This is a genomic window from Amycolatopsis sp. NPDC041971, from assembly GCF_055588925.1.
Genome location: NZ_JBVJCE010000007.1, coordinates 293,994 through 311,259 on the forward strand (window position 1 = coordinate 293,994; position 17,266 = coordinate 311,259).

Sequence of the window (17,266 nt, forward strand, 5' to 3'; positions counted from 1 at the left end):
ATCGAACGCCCCCACAGAATGGGAAACTCCTTGCTCAAGAAATACTTCGCCTTGACGGCCGTGGTGCTCGCGGCCGCGGTCACCACGGCGATTCCGCGGTCGGACGCCGCACCGGGCTTTCTGCTCCCCGATCTCCGGCAGGCACCACCCGGGTGCGCCGGCGGGTACTCCGGTGATCCGGTCAAGTGCACCGCTTGGGACGTGTGCATGGTGATCGACCCGGCCGCGCCGAACGGCCGCTGTGTTCTCCCCGCCGCCGCGAAGGCCGTCAGGATCCGCTTCACCAGCTCGGAAGAGAACATCGGCGACGGACCGTTGCTGCTCTACGGCCGTCGCGACGACACGAAGCAACCCCGTATGTCCGTCCGTCAGGCCCTGCGCGATGCCAAGGACGGCTCCATCCCCGCCGACTACACGGCGGCACAGCGACCGACCCGCGCCTTCACTTACTACGAACCGGCCATGTCCCACCAGCACTGGCACTTGATGAACTTCGAACACTTCGCGCTGACCTCGAAACGAGGGGAAGTCGTCGTCACCGACCGCAAGAACGGGTTCTGCCTCGGTGACCGGTTCCCCATCGCCGACCCCGTCAAGCCTGCCCGGGTGCCGGGGGCCACCGGTCCCGACGCGGAACTCGCCAAACGTCTCCGCGCGAACAACTGCCGTCATCACGAACCGAACGCCCTCGACGTCGTCGAAGGGATCTCCGTCGGTTCAGGTGACGACTACAAGTACGACGTCGACTTCCAGTGGCTGGACATCACCGACGTTCCCTCCGGTCTCTACACACTGGTGAACACGGTGAACGGGGACCGCACACTGGCGGAGACGGATTACGGGAACAATTCCTCGTCCGTGGCGCTGTCGATCGAATGGCCGAACGGCGAACCCGGGTTGTCCGGAGTCCTCTCGCGGGGACCGGTCGTCAAATTCCTCCGCAGTTGCCCTGGACAGGCACACTGCGGTTGACGTGCATTCCTCGGCTGGCGGTGATCGCGATCTCTGGCAAGATCATCGATCAGTCGCCGATCGGGACGGCGGGATGATGGGACCAGGCTACCCGGACCGTGCCGGGCGCCTGGCCTCATCCACCGGATGACCGGGTGGAGACAGAAAAAAGCCGCCGCGCGGAAGGAGCTCCACGCGGCGGCTTCGACGAAGTCGCTCAGTTCCCTTGCAGGGTCCCGCCGTCCTGGATGATGCCGCTGGCGCAGTTGTCCGGGGTGGCGCCTTCGGCCTCGGTCGCACCGGGGGACAGGACCGGAATGGCGATGCCTTCGGCGACGTCGCGGATCGGGACCTGCACACCGAGCACGTTCACGTTGTTGTCGCAGACGCCGCCGACGACGTTGAGGTTGTGGACCACGTCGAGGTTCTGGACGTTGGCGAGCCCGAGCTGCTCGTTGTGGTCGATCGGGTAGTCCGCGATGGAGGTGCTTGCCGCGGAGGCGGTCCCGCCGGCGATCGCCATTCCGGCGGCGAGGGCGGTGGCGACGAAGCCGAGCTGCTTGATCATCTAAAAGACTCCTAAGGATATTGCCTCACCGGGACGCCCCTGCAAACGAGAGAGCCGAGGCGGTGGCGTATGTGTTCGCCATGCCCCGGTGAGGTCGGTTATGGTGCGTTCACGCCGGGCGGGTACGCCTTCGCCTGCTTGGTGACCGGCCCCGCCCGTGCCGGCGTCACACCACGTCGCGGCGCGCCCGGAGTACGGAGAGGAATGTGCGGCTCTCCCCCGACTCCGGGCACCCATTACGACAGCGATGCGAATCGCCGGCCCCGTGCCCCGGCCGCCTTCCGCACACGCGGCGGACGACCGAGGCACCGAGACTTTCTAGTTGTCCTGCACCGTGCCACCGTCGGTCACGGCACTCGATGCGCAGTTGTACGGCGAATCGCCCTCGGCCTCGTGCGAGCCCGGCGAGAGAATCGGCACCCCGATACCGTTGAGCGAGTCACGGATCGGCACCTGGACTCCCAGCACGTTCACGTCGTTGCCACAAAGGCCGAGCGTGCCGTTCACGTTGTGCAGCACGTCGATGTTGTTCAGGTTGACCAGACCGACCTGACCGCTGTGGTCATGACCGTAGTCGTAGTAGTCGTCAGAGATATCGGCGGACGCGACACCACCGGTGATGAAGGCTCCGGCGGCGATCGCGGCCGTGACAAAACCGATCTTCTTCAGCATTTGGGAATCTCCTCGATTCGAAGATCGCTTCGGACGGGACGTCAAGCAGCTTTGTTTCTGCCCCAGCGACGAGGAAAACGTACTGACAACGCACGATCTTTTCCAGGTGGAACCACCATCGTGTAGGTACCGCGATGCCCTGAACACGCGGTAGGTGGCCCGATCGGGTTACCCGCTTTTCCCGCGCCCCGGACGTTCGATCACTCGGTCAAGGCCGTCTCCTGCGCGCTCAGCCACTCCGGCCGCCCTGGGAGCGGCGGGGAAACCTTGGCGCCGTTCCTGAGACAGACTGTCGATTACTCGTGGAATTACCCCGAAAGAGGTCATCCTCAACACCCCAACCTGCGAAGCCGTCACTCGGTCGGATTGCCTGCTTGCCTTCCGGCAATGGATTCCCCAACGGCCTCGAACCCGTCGCCACCCCGGTGACCAGCCCAAACCGGTTCACGGAAACGAAGACCGCTCTGATTCACCCGTAATGGTGTGTGTAGCCTCCCAACGAAAGCGCCGCACCTCTGATCGCCGAGGTGGCCGCGCACCCCTGGTGACCCATCGCCTCGGCAAACGGAGGATGTGGTGGTGAATGCGCTTGTCCTGGACGGCCGACGTGAACCGCGTGAGCGCATGGTCCGTCTGCTCGCCGGCGTGCCGGGGATGCGGCGCGTCGGATCCGCCGGCACCAGCACCGAACTGATCGCCAAATTTCGTCTCCTGCCGTCGAATACGGTCTTCTTGAGCGCCCGCGTACGATCGGACGTCCTGACGGAGACGATCAGGACGCTAGTCATGCTCCGGCCCGGCACGGCGGTCGTGGTGTTCGGCGCGCCGGAATTGGCCTCCATCGCGATCGGCGCGATCAGGGAGGGGGCATCCGCATTTCTCGCCTGTGAAGCGAGCAGTACGAGCACCGGGGCGGCCGGCACCTCGCCCGGCTCCTTCTCACTGCCGAGACCCCGTGCCACGGTGGAACAAGTGCCGGCCTTGTCCAAGCGGGAGATCGAAGTGCTGCGCGGGATAAGCCTCGGCAAGACGAACAACGAGATCGGCAGTGACCTGCACCTCGCGGAGGACACTGTGAAAACCCACGCACAACGACTGTTCAGGAAGCTCGCCGCCACCGACCGCGCGCACGCGGTCGGACAAGCGATGCGCAAGAACCTCATCAGCTAAGCGGTTCCAGGCTCTGGTGGCTCTTGCTCACGGCGCCCGCGAACGACCGTCGTGCCGACCATGACCGAATCGGCCCATCGGGGTCAAGGCGGTTTTCCGCTCTTATGTCCATGCGTATTCACGAAAACATGGCTCATGTTCGCTTGTCCGGGGGAAGAAATGAATGACCAACTCGTGACCGCGCCCTTGGGCGCGGCCTTTGCTCCACAGCTGGTCTGCACGACCGGTGACCGCCTCATTCATCCGGCGGACGGCCGCAATGACCTCGCCCGCATCGTCGTGCGCTGGGCACGACGATGGGTCCCCGAAACGTGGCCCGCGCGCGAGTACTTCGACGCGCTGGGCGTGGGCGATCCCGATTCCCCCTGCTATGGCGACGAATCGGTCGTGGGTTGGCTTCTCGTGGAACCTCGGCCGAATTCACTGGCGTGGCAAGTGCGCACCGGAAGAATCGACATCACCACCGCCCTCACCGCCGAAGCCGAAGCCTGGCCTGATTGACGGCCCGCTTGAAAACTTGGAGGCCCCCTTCCTCGCACCTGGTGCGAGGAAGGGGGCCTTCAGGTACTCGAACTCTTTAGCAGCGGTCGAACCCTGTCACTACTTCTGCAGGAGGTTCCCCGCCGAGCCGGTGAGTTGCTGAACCGCGGCCAGCCCGAGTAACCCGTTCTCCGCCAAGGAAGGCGATGTCTGGTCAGCGCCGAGCAGGGACCCGTTCTGGGGCAGCGGGGTGATTCCACCGAGCACGGGCAAGCCACCGTTCGTGGCCGTGTGCGCGGGAAGGATCGACTCGCCGATGGGCAAAAGCCCGCCCACCAACGGAAGCGCGGGGGCGGAGGTGTCGGCCCGCTGGGCATTGCCCGGTACGGCGGGCATCCCCGGCATCGAGGCGGAGCCGGGAGTCTCGAACTCGGTCGCGGTCTTCGGCGCGTCGGTGTGGAAAGCGGTCACCCTGGTACCCGAGCCGGCGTCGAGCGGATCGGTGGCGACGGTCGTATCGACCGGAGCGGGCAGTACCGCGAATTCGCCGTGGACGGGAAGGGCGGGCTTCCCCACCGGGAGCGAGTCGTGTGCCTGCTCGACGCGCGAGAGAATCGGAAGGGTGGGCAACTCGGCGGCACCCAGTTCGGCACCGAGCGGGGCGTTCAGGTTCGGCTCCTGCGCCTCGCCCGCGACCTCGCTGAGCTGCAACGGAAGGAAGTCCAGCAACCCCGTCGGCACCGGGTAGATCGGCCCGACCGGGGTGGTGGTGGGCGGCACCGCCGCCGGGACATCGTTCACCACCGCGTCGACGGACGGCTGCAAGGAATCCTCGTCCGCCGTGTCCAGCTGCTGCAGCGGCCGCGCCTGCTGCATGGCCTCGGTCAGCCCGCTGGCCGCGGGGGCGACGATCTGATCCAGCGGGGAGGCGGGCAGATCGGGGTTGACGTTCTCGCTCGCCGAGGCGATACCCGTGCCCAGCATCAGCAGGCCACCGGTGGTCATCGTGGTCTGGAGCAGGTACTTCATCCAGTTTTGCATGACAAAACTCCTTTACTGACAAAAGGGGGATTGATTCGTGGCGTGCCGTTGAGAAGAGTCGCGGGCGACCGCCACGCGGAAAGGGAACTACGGAATCGAACGCCGTGGGACAACGGCGATCGCCGCGGAAAGGCGACCACGCCCGGAAGAGGAATCCGACACCGAACGCGTAGGTGGTCGCGACAGGGTCAGCCGGGTGTGACGTCCGGCCGGAGCACCACGGCCAGTGCGGCCTGGTGTCCATTATCGCTGCAATTCAGCGAAATCCGATCGGCCCGGCCGGGACGACCGGTCAGCACGGCACCACTCGCGTGGTCACCACCGCACGCCACAGCGAGACTTGTCGACGTGCCGCACAGTGACATCGGTGACCACGGAGGAATCGACTTCCCCGCGGTGTGACCGGACGTGCGTGCGCGCGACGCCGGGGACGAATGTTCGCCGGGAGACATGTCCCGGCATGGTGCGGAGAGGGCGGTGCGGCCGTCCGCCGCACCCTGGAAGTCCAGGACGGAGGGGGCGATCACCGGGTTCGAAACCGGCGGGCCGGCTGCGAATGCCGTGACCCCCACGAGGTCTCGACTGACATCACCCGGCCGCCGCAGGACGGAAGCGTCCAGGGCGGCGACAGCGTGACGGGCTGCCTCGTCGGCGGCCGTGACCATACTCGCCATGGATTTCGCCGTGTCGTCAAGGTTTTTCACCGAGAGGACCGCGCGCTCGACGAGCGATACCGCACTCTTCGTTTTCCCGGTCAGTGACGGCGCAGCGGACGCGGGCAGCGACGGACTCGCCACCGCGGAGATCGGATCACCCAACCACGCAGGTGCCGCCGATTTCGGCGGATCGATCTCGGCCGCGGCCCGCGGAGCGATCCATTCGGACGCTTCTTCGATGACCGGGATATCGGCCCTCGCGGTGACATCGCCCGCGATCCATCCGACCACGGTCGCCGCGACCACACCGCCCACCAAGACGAGCACGCGAGCCAGAAGACGACCGACGCGCATGGCGTCGGTCATCGGGCTTCCCGCGTGCGTCACAGCGCCAACTTCCCCTGATCGTCAAGTTTCTGCATGGCCGACATCGCGTGCCGTTATCGCGTGTGAATGGTAAGCGCGACGCATCTGGTGGCCACCGCGCACCCCTGGCGAAAAACCGGCCGATGGCGACGTGCACCTCCGGCCGAGACCACTGATTCGAAGCTGACCAGCGACAATTCACTGAGTGCCACCGCGGTGAAAAGGTCAATACTCACGAGGCCGTACCACTCGAATAGGTGACCACGAGACGGATAACGGTGCCCTTCCGTAACACGATCGCGGGAACTGTATTCGTATTCGCACGGCCTGCCGTGACATTCCCTTGTCAGACACCCCAGTTTCGGAACCCCGCGTTGATCTTTTCGGCCCTCCGGGTCCCGGACGCCGACTTCGTGCCCGAGAACCGAAAGCCACGTCAGCGCGATCGGCGTAGCTGTCTCGCCGGGGGTCAGGAAGGGAACAAGATCTTCGGCGATGCGGGCAGTCGTCCGCCGCGGCCGCCGAGCGGGCCGACGCGACCAGGCTGCGGCCGCTGCTCGACCCGGTTTCGCCGGCCGCCGGACCTGCCAGAACAGGACGACGAGGTTGAGAATCAGCTCATGCGAAGGCTGACGGACGTTTTCCTCGCGGGAAACGCCGAGGGCTCGCTTTACAGCGGGGACCTACGACGTGAGGCCAACATCACCGACCAACGGCTGTCCTCGCTGCTCCAAGTTCTGCGTAACCGAGGCTGGATCACTCACGGGTGGGGCGATCCCTCACTCGACGCCCTGCCCTACTACGTACTCACCGACGCCGGTCGGCGCGAACCGACCAGGCCGTAGTCGCCTGTCTCCGTTGTCGTAGCCCCACTGCTCGCATGAGCTGAGCAGTGGGGCTTCGACGTTTCACGGACCGAAGATCGGGAGCAGCGTGGCGCCCGTTGTCGTCGCACGCGTCGTACCTCATCGGAAAACGCGCGGGCACCCCTCGGGCACCCCGAGGCCTCGGTAACACCTGCGGGCACCCACGCGATAGGCGGCTAGCAACAATCGAAGTCAGAAAACACCAGGTAGAAGGGTGTTTTCGGGGGGAAGTGATCTTGAGCCGCCAAGGGGGCTCGAACGCCTGACGTTCTGTTTACAAGTCTCCTCCGCCACCGTGTCAGCCAGTGTCATTGGATGCCGAGTGCCGCTGTGTGTCGGCCTGTATCGGGCTCTACGTCGGCAACGGAGCCCAATCGGAGACAGCGTAGGACACGAAAACCCGCAGCACTTGAGGCGTGAGCTCGACGCAGTTGCCGCGTCATCTCACTCCGGCACCAGATGATCAAAGTCCACATTGACGTCCGTACCAAGGCCAGCTCGCAGGGCCACAGTGACGTCAAAGTCCGAGTGCGCGACACTCTCGGGATCTTGAATGCCCAGCTCCCAGTCGCTCAGATCGAAACGCTCGACAAGTTCTTCGAGGCACAGACCGCAATCGCGCACGATCTTGACTACGAAGACCCGTCGGCACCAAGCAGCCAGGCACGGTGGCGGGACTGTAGAACGTTCGGTGTAACTCCCCATCATGGAAGTGCATTTGATGACCGACATGATGTCCGGCGTGGAGAACGCTGAGGACTCGAAGCCCGAGATGGGTTTGGATGGCCTGGACGGCCAGCTCGTCGGGCAGCTGCTGAGCCGTGCCAAGGCCGGTGGGCTGAGGCTGTCCGGCGAGGGCGGGGGTATTGCAGCAGCTGACCAAGTGGTTGCTGGAGTCCGCGCTGGACGGGGAGATCGCCGATCACCTGGGCTATGACAAGCACGACCCAGCTGGTCGCGGGACCGGCAACTCACGCAACGGCACCCGCTCGAAGACTGTCCTGACCGACGTCGGGCCTGTGCGGGTCGACGTGCCCCGTGACCGGGACGCCAGCTTCGAACCGAAGATCGTCGCGAAGCGGCAGAAACGCCTGACTGGCGTCGACGAGATGGTGATTTCCTTGGCTGCCAAGGGATTGACCACCGGAGAGATCTCCGCGCATCTAGCCGAGGTTTATGGTGCCGAGGTGTCGCGGCAGACCATCTCCACCATCACCGATAAGGTGTTGCCGAAAACACGGTCTGCGTTTCACGGACTGGAAGTGATCACCCGCGCAAGACGTACCCGACGCCGCGCACGGTGTGAATCACCGGCGGCGGGCCGAGCTTGTGCCGCACCTGTGCGATCAGCACCTCGAGCGCGTTGGGCTTCGGAGGCACCAGCTCGTCCCAGCCCGCGTCGGTCAGGTCGCGGCGCCGGACCGGCTCGCCCGCCGCGGCCACCAGCCGGTGCAGGACCGCGAACTCCTTACTGGTCAACGCCAACGTGACGCCGCCGCGTCGCGCCTCGTGTCTGCCGGTGTCCAGTTCGAGGTCGAGGAATCCCAGCACCGGCGCCGGTACGGAGTCGCCACGGCGGCACAGGCTGCGGACTCGCGCGATCAGTTCTGCCATCGCGAAAGGCTTGACCAGGTAATCGTCGGCCCAGGCCAGTCCGGCGATCCGGTCGGCGACCGTGTCGCGCGCGGTCAGGAACAGCACCGGCACCTCCCAGCCGTCCCTGCGGCGTTCGCTGACGTAGCCGAGAGAGTCCCCGGCAGGCAGCATCCGGTCGAGCACGACGCAGTCGTAGGCATTGACACTCAGCGCTTCGTCGGCGTCGGGGAGGTCCTTGGCGACGTCGACGGCGAACCCGGAGCCTCGAAGTGAAGTCTCGACGGCTAACCGGAGGTTCTCGTCGTCCTCGGTGACCAGTACACGCACCAGACGACCGTAGCGTGATCTGCCCACGGCATCACCTGAGGAGCTCTGTCAGCCAGCCGCGGTCTGCGGTCTTCGCGCCTGCTTCGAAACGGCTGCGCGCGCCGAGCCGGTGCATCAGGTCGGACACCATCCTCCGCACAGTCCGCTCGGAAACGCCGAGACGGGCCGCGGCGGACTCGTCGGTGTAGCCGTCCACGAGCAGCGCCAGCAGGTCCAGCTCGCGCCGAGTCGGCTCCGATCCGGTACCCGACGGCTCGGGGGTGCACTGTGTCGCGGCGATGAAAGGCGTTCCAGCGGGCCACAGTCTTTCGAACAGCTCGGCCACGATCCTGACCACGCCGGGCAGGCGGAACACGGCGAGTTCGCCCCGGAGGTCACCGCACCGGTCCCCCGGCAGCAGCGCGAGCGTGCCGTCGACGACGAGCGCGACCATCGGCACGGCCGCCACGGTGCGGATTTCGGCACCGTGGGCGGCTAACGTATCCAGCCACCCGACGGCCTCCGGGTTGATCCTCACCTCGACCGACACGAGTACCCGGTAGCGCACGCCGCGCCGCAGATTGTCGCGGTCGGCGGCGCGGAACGCCGGCAGCGGCCCGGCCGTACCGGCCATCGCCACCATGACGAGCACCTCACGGGTCGCCGCCGAAAGCGTCGTGTCCGCACGCGATACCAGGCCGGGTCCATGGTGGATGGCGGTCACGCCACCCGCTCCAGCTGTCCGGACGGCGCCCGCACCGGTCCCAAGTGGACGGTCATGGCCGCGGCGAGCGAGGAGTCCCGCCCGCGCGTGGTGACAATGGCGGCGCTGCGACCGGTGGCGGGCAGCAGTGGCGCGACCTGGCCACGAGCCGCGGCGTCGTCGAAAACCAGCAGAACCCGCCGCCCGGCCAGTTCCGAGCGCCACAGCGCGGCACGTTCGTCCACATCGGCCGGGATCAGCGCGGGCGGGAACCCGAGGCCGCGCAACAACCGCTCCAGCACCGCCGCGGTCGTCAGTGGCCGGGATCCTCCGTGCAGATCGACGAAGAACTGGCCGTCAGGAAAGCGTTCGCTGACCCGATGAGCCGCAGCCACCGCGAGCGCGGTCTTTCCCACCCCTGCCGCACCGGTGACGACGACCGCGGGCGCGCACCCGGTCAGTGCCCGGCCCAGTGCCACGAGCTCCCGGTCCCGGTTCATCAGCGGCTCGACGGCCCGCGGCAGCTCCCGCCGTGGCCGGTCCGCTGCCCCGGAGCCGTGCACCGCCTGGAACGCCTTCATCAGCTCGGGTCCCGGGCGCACCCCCAGTTCGGCGGCCAGCAACCGCCGCGCCCGGTGGAACGTGGCCAGTGCCTGCGCCGGACGTCCCCTCGCGTGCTGGGCCCGCATCAGCCGTGCCCAGACGTCCTCGCGCAGCGGGTCGTCCGCGGTCAGCGCCTGCAGTGTGGCCACCGCGTCGGCCGTCCGCCCGAGCCCGAGCTGGGCTTCGGCAAGCGACTCACGTAGCTGCCGGTGCAACTCGTCGAGCCGCTCGACAGCGTCATCGGCGAGGACGTCCAACCCCTCGAACGGCCTCCCCCGCCACAGCCGCAAAGCCTGCTCTGTCAGCTTCAACGCGGTTCCCGGTGCCCCCGCCGCCAGTGCCTGCGCAGCGTCATCGGCAAGAGCCACCGCACAGTCGGCGTCCAGCTCACCCGGGCCGACGTGCAGCCGATAGGCCCCCGCCCTGCCCTCGATGCGGGGGCCGGCGTCGTGTTCCGGCAACAGCCGCCGCAGCTGCCACATGTACGTCTTCAAGTTCGCTTCGGCCGAAGCCGGCGCGGCCTGTTCCTGCCACGTGTTCTCGATCAGCCGGTCCACCGCGACCCACGCGTTAGGCTGCACCAGGAGCGCGGCCAGCACCGTCGCGGGTTTCCCGCCGGCCGGCCGCCCCGTGACGCCGTCGCGGCCACGCACCTCGAGTGGCCCCAGGACCTGGAAGAGCACCATGCTCACACCCCTCTCCCTCGTGTCCTCCTACGATCGCGCCATGTACCTGAGGTTCCGATGACAACTGAGCCAACGGCGCTCGTGCTGGTCGTGGAAGACGACGAAGACCTCCGGGTGGCGATCACCGCCGAGCTGAACGGGAGCGGCCTGCGCGTCCGCGAGGCCGGTGACCTGGCACAGGCCGACGCCGAGCTGGCCGCGGGCGGGTTCGCCTGCGCGGTCTTCGACCGGATGCTGCCCGACGGCGATTCGATCGGTTACGTCCACCGACGGCGTCAGGAAGGCTGGGCGGTCCCCGTGCTGTTCCTGACCGCGCGCGACAGCCTCGTCGACCGGGTCGCCGGATTCGAGCACGGCGGCGACGACTATCTGGTGAAGCCGTTCGCGGTGGCCGAGATGAGCGCCCGCGTCCACGCGCTCTACCGCCGCGCGGGCGCCGGACGGCCGTCGGTGCTGCGCCACGAGGACCTCGAAATGGACTGTGCCCGGCGGCAGGTGCACCGCGGCGGCACCCTGCTCACCTTGAGCGACAAGGAGTTCGCGGTGCTGGAGTACCTGCTTTCGCGGCTGGATCTGGCTGTCGGGCGTGACGAGCTGATCGAGCACTGCTGGGACATGAGCACCGACCCCATGTCCAATGTCGTCGACGTGGTGATCCGGCGCCTGCGGGTGCGGCTCGGCGAGCCAGAGCTCATCCACACCGTCCGTGGCCGCGGCTACCGGATCGCGAGCCGGTGAACGGCTCCGCGGCCGATCGGCTCCGCCGACTGCGGTGGCTGCTCACGTGGCTGTTCACCGGGCTGAACGCCGCCGGGTTGGTGGTCCTCGCCTGGCTCGCCGTGAGCACCGACCTGCAGCAGCGCGAAGTCCAGCTGGACAGCGAGCTCGCCCGCGTCACCGCACCGGTCAAACGGCTGATCATGGGTGAGGGCGACACCGTCACCACCGCCTACGTCGGCCAGGACGAAGTGAACCGGCAGTGCCCGCAGTTCATGATCCTGCCCAGTGGCGCGGGCGGGTTCCCGCCGTACGCGAGCGGCCGGACCTGTGTGCCGATCGACGCCACGCGGTTACAGGCCTTCGCCGACCTGTCGGTGCGGAACGGGGCCGTGCTCAATGGCTACAGCAGCGGAACCGCGGGTGAGATGGTCCGTATCGGCGTCGAGCCCTTCCGCAACCGCAACAACCAGGAGTCGGGCGCCATCGTGGCGGTCGCCGACGCGCGGGACGCCCTCGCCGCGCATGAACAGCTGAAACTGCTGGTCATCGGCGGATGCGCGCTCCTGCTGGGCGCCATCGGCGTGACCGGGCACGTGCTGGCCGGACGAGCGATCCGGCCGGCGGCCGCCGCGCTCCAGCAACAGGAGGTCCTGCTCGCCGAGACCGCGCACGACCTGCGCACGCCGGTCGCGGCGCTGCGCGCGCTGGCCGAAGCGGCGGTGCGCAACCCCGCCGAGAGCGACGAACTGCTGCCACGGACCGTCCGGCTCGCCGGGCGCATGGGCGGCATCATCGACGGCCTGCTCGTGCGCGCCCGGCTCGCGGCCGGGGTCGAATCGCTGGCCGCGCAGCCCGTGCGGCTGGACCAGCTCGTCGCGAGCGTCGTGGCGGAGACCCCGGCCGAGGGCGCTCAGGTGACGCTGGTCGCGGCGCCGTCGACGGTCACCGCCGACCCGGCGCTGGTCCAGCGCGCGGTGGCCAACCTGCTCGACAACGCGCTGCGCTACGGACGGCGTCCCGGCTACGAGGCCATCGTGCACGTCACCGTCGCCGGCGGTCAGGTGACCGTCGCCGACAGCGGGCCGGGGATCGACTCGTCGGTCGCGGAGGAGACGTTCGACCGGTTCACCAGCGGCGGCGGGTCGAGCGGGCTCGGCCTGTCGATCGTGCGATGGGTCGCGCTCGCACACGGCGGCAGGCTGCGCGTCTACAACGCCGAAGAAGGCGGCGCGATCTTCGAATTGAAACTGCCGGAAGTGTCCTGACCGGGAAATGTATCCGAGCGGCTCCATTCTGTACCTGGTTCTTCTATGATCAGACGGTGCCGGAGAGGGGATTCAAGCGGCGTATGCCGCTCATCGTGCTGTCGGCCACCTGCCTGGCGATCGTGATCGCCGTCGCCACGGGGGCGGTGAAGCCGGTGCCTGGCCTTGGCCTCACGCAGCCCGGGCACTGGGTCGCCAACCCCGCCCTCGGCCTCGTTTTCTTCGTCAACGGTGCCAACCGGAGCGTGGACGCCCAGGCCGCCGTGCCGGGTCTCGAACCCGGCTCCGACGTGGTCCAGGGCGACACGAGCGCGTACGTGATCGGTCAGCGGCGGATCATCGAGTTCGGCAAGTCCGATCTCACGGTGAGCCGCACGGTGGACCAGCCGGTGACCGGTGAGCGGCCGGTCCTGCTGGAAACCGCGGGCGGGCCCTACCTCGTCTTCCGCGAGGCGGGGCGGGTCGTCCGGCTCGGCGACGCGTTCGCGTCGATCGACACGGGCGGCTCCCTCGGCGATCCGGTGGCCACCTCGGACGGCACGGTCTGGCTGCAGCGCACCGGCGACGGAATGCTGTGCCGGCTGTCGAAGGGCGCCGACGCCGTCGGCTGCCCGGTGCAGGCCATCCGCGGACATTCCGGTGCGCTGACCGTCGTCGGCGACACCCCGGCGTACGTCGACACCACGGCGAGCACCCTGCAGACCGTCAGCGACACCGGGCTCGGGAAGCCTCTGCCGCTGAACGCGTCGTTCAGCGCGGGCGCGCAAATCGCCTCGGCCGACGCGGGCGGGCGGATCGCGGTCCTCGAGCCGGGCTTGCGCAAGCTGTACTTTCTCGACGCGAGTGGCCTCAGCGCCGGGCGCCATCCCGGCCCGCTCAAGACGATCGACCTGTCCGACGGCCAGTACTCGCGGCCGACCGCTTCGTCCTCGGCCGTCGTCCTGCTCGACTTGACCCGCAACACCGTGCTCACCTACTCGCCGGACGGCGCCCCGCGGCACACGATGCCGATCCCGCCGGACAACGGATCGCCGAAGCTCTCGCGCGGTGAGGACAAACGGGTCTACATCGAAGGCGCGCAGGGGAACCACGTCCTGGTGGTCGATCAGGAGGGCACGGTCGCGAAGGTCGCGGTGACCGCCGACAAGCCGCCGGTTCCGCAGTCCACGCCGCCCCCGCCCTCGACGGTTCAGCTACCCCCGCAACGAGGCAACGGCGGCGAGCGGCCGAAATCGCCGCCACCGTCCAAGCCGCGGCCACCGTCGCCACCATCGCCTCCGACGTCCGCCAAGGCGCTGGCGGCGAGCCCTCCCGCCATTCCCGGCGGCCTCCGCGCCACCTTGGCCGGCGCGACGGCGAACGTCACCTGGGGCGCCGCGGCGCCGAACGGCGCGGCGGTGACGGGATATCGCGTGTCGTGGACACCGTCGTCCGGATCGGGCGCGGGTTCGGCCACGCTCGGCGGCGACGCGCGGTCGACGTCGATCCCGAATCTGCGCGAAGGCGTGACCTACACGATCGCGGTCGCGGCGGAGAGCCGCGCGGGGCGAGGCGCCCCGGCCACGGCGAGGGTCACCCGGCCCGCGGCGCCGAAGCCGACGATCACCATCAGCCGCGGCAAGACCGGGACCTACAACGAGACGTGCGAGGCGCCCGCGTGCGCCAAGATCCGCGTGGTGATGAAGGGCTTCAAACCCGGCGCCCGCGTCCTCGTCAGGCCATGGTCGAGCGATCCGGATTACGACAACGAGGGTCACACTTGCGAGATCCCGGCCAGTGGTAACTGCACCTTCGAGGCGTTCGACTTCGGCCAGGTCGGCAACCAGGTGTGGGTGGTCTCCGACACCGGAGTGAAGTCCAACGTCATCACCTGGAAGTCGGGCTAGCGAACGCAGCGGGCGCCGCGGATGCCCTTGCTCTCGCTTTTGTAGGAGTGCACGAGGTCGGTCGCCTGCACGACGAAGCAGTACTGCCGGCCGGGCTGGACATCGACCCGGTAGGTCGTGCCGCTCTCGACGTAATGAGTCTTCCGCGGCAAGTCCACGCCCGCGACGATGACGGCGTAATGCAGCGTGGACCCGGTGCTGCGCCAGGAAAGTTGAACGTAGCCGCCGTTGTCGACCGGATCGGCGAGGTCGAGGCGCACGGGGTCGGCGGTCGTGGTGGGCACGCTGGTCACCGGTTCGGCGCTCGCGGGCGGCACGGGCAGCTCACGTGGCCGGTTCTGCAGCACGAAGACCGCTGCCGCGGCGAGGAGCACGGCCCCGGCCGCGACGCCGACGATCAGCCGGGTTTTCCCCTTACGGTGGGATTTCGCGTGCTCCGGGCCGTAGTCCAGGATCGGCTCGCCGAGCGGGCGCGGGGTGGCCGAGACACCGGGGGTCGCGCCGAGCCGGGTGGCTACCAGGGTGGCGTCGATGGGACGGGCGCCGGGGTCGCGCGCCAGCAGTGAGGCCACGAGCGGACCGAGCCCCGCCGGGAGGCCGGGCCGGTCGATCGGCGGCACCGGGCCGCTGAGCACGCGCAGCGTCAGCTCGTCCGCGTTCTCGCCCGGCTCTTCCCGCGCCGGGGAACGGCCGGTGAGCGCGAAATACAGCAGCGCGCCGAGGCCGTAAAGATCGGTGCGTTCGTCGCGGACGCCATCGGTGATCGTTTCCGGCGCGAGGAACCCCACCGCGGAATCGCCGGGGAACGACTGTCGCAGCGCGAGCCCGAAGTCCGCCAGGACCGGCGCGCCTGACGCGCGGAAGAGGACGTTGCCGGGCGTCATCCCGCCGTGGACGACGCCGGCCTGGTGCGCCGCGGCCAACGTCGTCGCGAGGGCCTCGCCGAGGGAAAGCACGTCCTGGACGGAAAGCGGCCCGAAGGCACCGACGAGTTCGGCCAGCGATTGCGTGCAGAGTTCCATCCGGACGCCGAACCGGCCGTCGGGCAGGTCCTTCGCTTCGGTGGGAACGAGGACCGTGCCGAGCTCGCTCAAGGAGTTCAGCGCGGAGAGTTCCTTGTCCAGTTCGGCGCGGGTGCGGCGATCGACGCGACCGGGGTACACCTTGAGCGCGAAGGCCTCGCCGGTCGTCTCGTCCATTCCGGCCAGCACGGTGGCGGCCGGGCCCTCGCCCAATGGCACCAGCTCGTCGTCTTCCATCGCTCCCAGTCTGTCATCCGAGAGCCGTGGACGGCGAGCATGTCCGGTAATTGCCGCCTCCGCCGATGTACCACGGATGTATCCGCCATGGACCCCCGCGGGCCACTCTTGCCACCACGGCGGTGGTTTCTCCACGCCCCACAACCTGAGGAGGCGAACATGAAGCGGAATCTGCGGCGCGCGGCCGTCTACGGAGTGGCCGGGCTGGCGACCGCCGCGCTCGGTGCGACGACGGCGAACGCTTTGGTGGACAGCACGGACGACAGCGCCGCCCCGGCGCCCGCACAGGCCCAGGCCCCGGCCCCCGCGCCCGCTCCGGCGCCCGCTCCCGGGGCCGCGCCGGTCGCGCCGAAGCCGGTGAACGTCTTGCCGAAGGCGCCGACGGCGGCCGCGCAGCCGGCCGCACCCAAGCCCGCGCACCACGTCAAACCCGCCGCGGCCCATCGCGCCGCCGTCCCGGCCACGTTGTCGAAGCCGCAGGTGAAGAAGGTGCGGCAGGCGCCGGAGCAGAAGCGGTTCGTGGTGCAGGCTGCGGCCAAGGCGCCGACGGTGTCTCCGTTGCGGATGGCGATCGCTCCGGCCACCCCGAAGCTGGACACCGCGATCAAGGCCGTCGACGACGCACGCAAGACCGTCAAGAACGCAGAAAAGACGTTGCGTGACGCCAAGAAGCGGCTTGCACAGTCCGAAAAGGACCTGAAGAACCTGCGGGACTCGATGAAGCCGACCGCGGGCAAGAAGCCTTGCCACGGCCATCACGGCGCGCACGACCGGATCAAGAAGGCCAACCTCCCCGACGATCTGGCGAAGCGACTCGCCGCCCTTCGTGCGGAAGGCAAGACCGTTTCGAAGACCACACACAAGTCGGGCAACACGGTCACGAAGACGGCGAGCTCGTCGGGTAACGGCGCGTCCTCGTGGTCCAGCGCGACTTCGACCAACGGCACCGCCTCCGCCAACGCCTGGTGACGCCATGACCGCCACGCTGGAACCCACCCAGTACATCGTGATCCCACAAGAAGTCTGGGAGCGCGAAGACCCGCCGCCACTTCCTCCTGCCGACGAGTTCGAGCCTGCCCCGGAAGACGAAGCGGAATTTCTCGCTTACGAACGCGAACCATTGAGCTTGGGCGCATACACCGGCCTCGGCGGCGCTACGGGCTCGCTGGCCTTCGGCATCGCGGCGGGCGTATTGGTGATGTCGCCGATGGGCCTGGTGGTCGGTGTGGCGGCGGGCGTCTTCGGCGGCCTGATGGGCCACTCGCTGGCCGAAGAAATCTACGAGCGTAAGCACTGAGTTGAAGATCGCGAAATTCACGAAGGTCACGGGGAGTGCGGCGAAAGGGGATCGTGAGTGGTAATGACGGTTCTAACCGTCATTACCACTCACCACGCGCCAGCAGGAGGGGGGCTCCGTGAAAGGGGCGTCTCCCAGGTCCCCGCCCGCAACAACCTGTTTGCAAAAAAGGGAC

Annotated in this window: 18 protein-coding genes and 1 pseudogene; 10 read left to right on the plus strand and 9 right to left on the minus strand. The window is 68.2% G+C overall.

All coding sequences use genetic code 11. The annotated features are described in order from the left end of the window. The first annotated feature begins 30 nt into the window (after positions 1-30). Positions 31-972 carry a lysyl oxidase family protein gene (locus tag ACZ6DT_RS17310; protein ID WP_465595557.1) on the plus strand — a complete coding sequence of 314 codons (942 nt, stop codon included), beginning with the start codon at positions 31-33 and terminating at the stop codon, positions 970-972. A 196-nt stretch (positions 973-1,168) separates the two neighbouring features. On the opposite strand, the gene ACZ6DT_RS17315 is transcribed toward ACZ6DT_RS17310, so the two are convergent. Both ACZ6DT_RS17315 and ACZ6DT_RS17320 read right to left on the minus strand, forming a co-directional pair. Next, a complete protein-coding gene (locus ACZ6DT_RS17315) occupies positions 1,169-1,519 on the minus strand; it encodes a hypothetical protein (RefSeq protein WP_465595560.1) in 351 nt (116 codons plus the stop codon). Positions 1,520-1,837: 318 nt separating this feature from the next. Next, complete coding sequence (locus tag ACZ6DT_RS17320; protein WP_465595563.1) at positions 1,838-2,191, minus strand: hypothetical protein; 354 nt, start codon at positions 2,189-2,191, stop codon at positions 1,838-1,840. A gap of 576 nt (positions 2,192-2,767) precedes the next feature. On the opposite strand from ACZ6DT_RS17320, the gene ACZ6DT_RS17325 reads away from it, so the two are divergent. Together ACZ6DT_RS17325 and ACZ6DT_RS17330 are read left to right on the plus strand one after the other, a co-directional pair. Continuing rightward, positions 2,768-3,361 (plus strand): helix-turn-helix transcriptional regulator, encoded by a 594-nt coding sequence (locus ACZ6DT_RS17325; RefSeq protein ID WP_465595565.1) that lies wholly within the window; start codon positions 2,768-2,770, stop codon positions 3,359-3,361. 174 nt (positions 3,362-3,535) lie between these two features. Then, positions 3,536-3,862, plus strand: coding sequence for a hypothetical protein (locus ACZ6DT_RS17330; RefSeq protein ID WP_465595568.1), 327 nt, complete (start codon positions 3,536-3,538; stop codon positions 3,860-3,862). 99 nt (positions 3,863-3,961) lie between these two features. On the opposite strand, the gene ACZ6DT_RS17335 is transcribed toward ACZ6DT_RS17330, so the two are convergent. Continuing rightward, positions 3,962-4,882, minus strand: a complete 921-nt coding sequence (locus ACZ6DT_RS17335; protein ID WP_465595571.1) for a hypothetical protein — start codon at positions 4,880-4,882, stop codon at positions 3,962-3,964. A gap of 188 nt (positions 4,883-5,070) precedes the next feature. Then, entirely contained in the window at positions 5,071-5,904 is an 834-nt protein-coding gene (locus tag ACZ6DT_RS17340; RefSeq protein WP_465595574.1) for a hypothetical protein, read from the minus strand. A 620-nt stretch (positions 5,905-6,524) separates the two neighbouring features. Between ACZ6DT_RS17340 and ACZ6DT_RS17345 the strand changes: the two genes are divergently transcribed. Continuing rightward, a complete protein-coding gene (locus ACZ6DT_RS17345; protein ID WP_465595577.1) occupies positions 6,525-6,749 on the plus strand; it encodes a hypothetical protein in 225 nt (74 codons plus the stop codon). Between the two features lie 465 nt (positions 6,750-7,214). Here the strand turns inward: ACZ6DT_RS17345 and ACZ6DT_RS17350 are convergent, their stop codons facing one another. After that, positions 7,215-7,502, minus strand: a complete 288-nt coding sequence (locus tag ACZ6DT_RS17350; RefSeq protein ID WP_465595579.1) for a hypothetical protein — start codon at positions 7,500-7,502, stop codon at positions 7,215-7,217. 40 nt (positions 7,503-7,542) lie between these two features. Here ACZ6DT_RS17350 and ACZ6DT_RS17355 point away from each other — a divergent pair. Continuing rightward, positions 7,543-7,999: pseudogene (locus ACZ6DT_RS17355) on the plus strand (transposase); the annotation flags it as partial. Between the two features lie 37 nt (positions 8,000-8,036). On the opposite strand, the gene ACZ6DT_RS17360 reads toward ACZ6DT_RS17355, so the two are convergent. The 3 genes from ACZ6DT_RS17360 to ACZ6DT_RS17370 are packed head-to-tail and all read right to left on the minus strand — an operon-like array spanning position 8,037 to position 10,664. Next, entirely contained in the window at positions 8,037-8,693 is a 657-nt protein-coding gene (locus ACZ6DT_RS17360) for a winged helix-turn-helix domain-containing protein (RefSeq protein ID WP_465595701.1), read from the minus strand. Positions 8,694-8,724: 31 nt separating this feature from the next. Beyond that, entirely contained in the window at positions 8,725-9,396 is a 672-nt protein-coding gene (locus ACZ6DT_RS17365; RefSeq protein WP_465595582.1) for a helix-turn-helix transcriptional regulator, read from the minus strand. Next, a complete protein-coding gene (locus ACZ6DT_RS17370) occupies positions 9,393-10,664 on the minus strand; it encodes an AfsR/SARP family transcriptional regulator (protein ID WP_465595704.1) in 1,272 nt (423 codons plus the stop codon). Before ACZ6DT_RS17370 ends, ACZ6DT_RS17365 begins: the two co-directional genes overlap by 4 nt. 57 nt (positions 10,665-10,721) lie before the next feature. Between ACZ6DT_RS17370 and ACZ6DT_RS17375 the strand changes: the two genes are divergently transcribed. The 3 genes from ACZ6DT_RS17375 to ACZ6DT_RS17385 are packed head-to-tail and all read left to right on the plus strand — an operon-like array spanning position 10,722 to position 14,535. Further along, positions 10,722-11,402 carry a response regulator transcription factor gene (locus ACZ6DT_RS17375; protein WP_465595585.1) on the plus strand — a complete coding sequence of 227 codons (681 nt, stop codon included), beginning with the start codon at positions 10,722-10,724 and terminating at the stop codon, positions 11,400-11,402. Continuing rightward, positions 11,399-12,649, plus strand: a complete 1,251-nt coding sequence (locus tag ACZ6DT_RS17380; RefSeq protein WP_465595588.1) for a sensor histidine kinase — start codon at positions 11,399-11,401, stop codon at positions 12,647-12,649. The genes ACZ6DT_RS17375 and ACZ6DT_RS17380 overlap by 4 nt, the downstream gene beginning before the upstream one ends. A gap of 56 nt (positions 12,650-12,705) precedes the next feature. Continuing rightward, on the plus strand, positions 12,706-14,535 hold the full coding sequence (locus ACZ6DT_RS17385) for a fibronectin type III domain-containing protein (protein WP_465595591.1): 1,830 nt from the start codon (positions 12,706-12,708) through the stop codon (positions 14,533-14,535). On the opposite strand, the gene ACZ6DT_RS17390 is transcribed toward ACZ6DT_RS17385, so the two are convergent. Then, entirely contained in the window at positions 14,532-15,794 is a 1,263-nt protein-coding gene (locus ACZ6DT_RS17390; RefSeq protein ID WP_465595594.1) for a serine/threonine protein kinase, read from the minus strand. The two genes, ACZ6DT_RS17385 and ACZ6DT_RS17390, sit on opposite strands and share 4 nt — an antisense overlap. Positions 15,795-15,953: 159 nt before the next feature. On the opposite strand from ACZ6DT_RS17390, the gene ACZ6DT_RS17395 reads away from it, so the two are divergent. After that, on the plus strand, positions 15,954-16,763 hold the full coding sequence (locus ACZ6DT_RS17395) for a hypothetical protein (RefSeq protein ID WP_465595597.1): 810 nt from the start codon (positions 15,954-15,956) through the stop codon (positions 16,761-16,763). Positions 16,764-16,767: 4 nt separating this feature from the next. Then, the gene (locus tag ACZ6DT_RS17400; RefSeq protein WP_465595600.1) at positions 16,768-17,091 is read left to right on the plus strand and encodes a hypothetical protein; all 324 of its coding nucleotides are present in this window, start codon (positions 16,768-16,770) and stop codon (positions 17,089-17,091) included. The last annotated feature ends 175 nt before the right edge of the window (positions 17,092-17,266 follow it).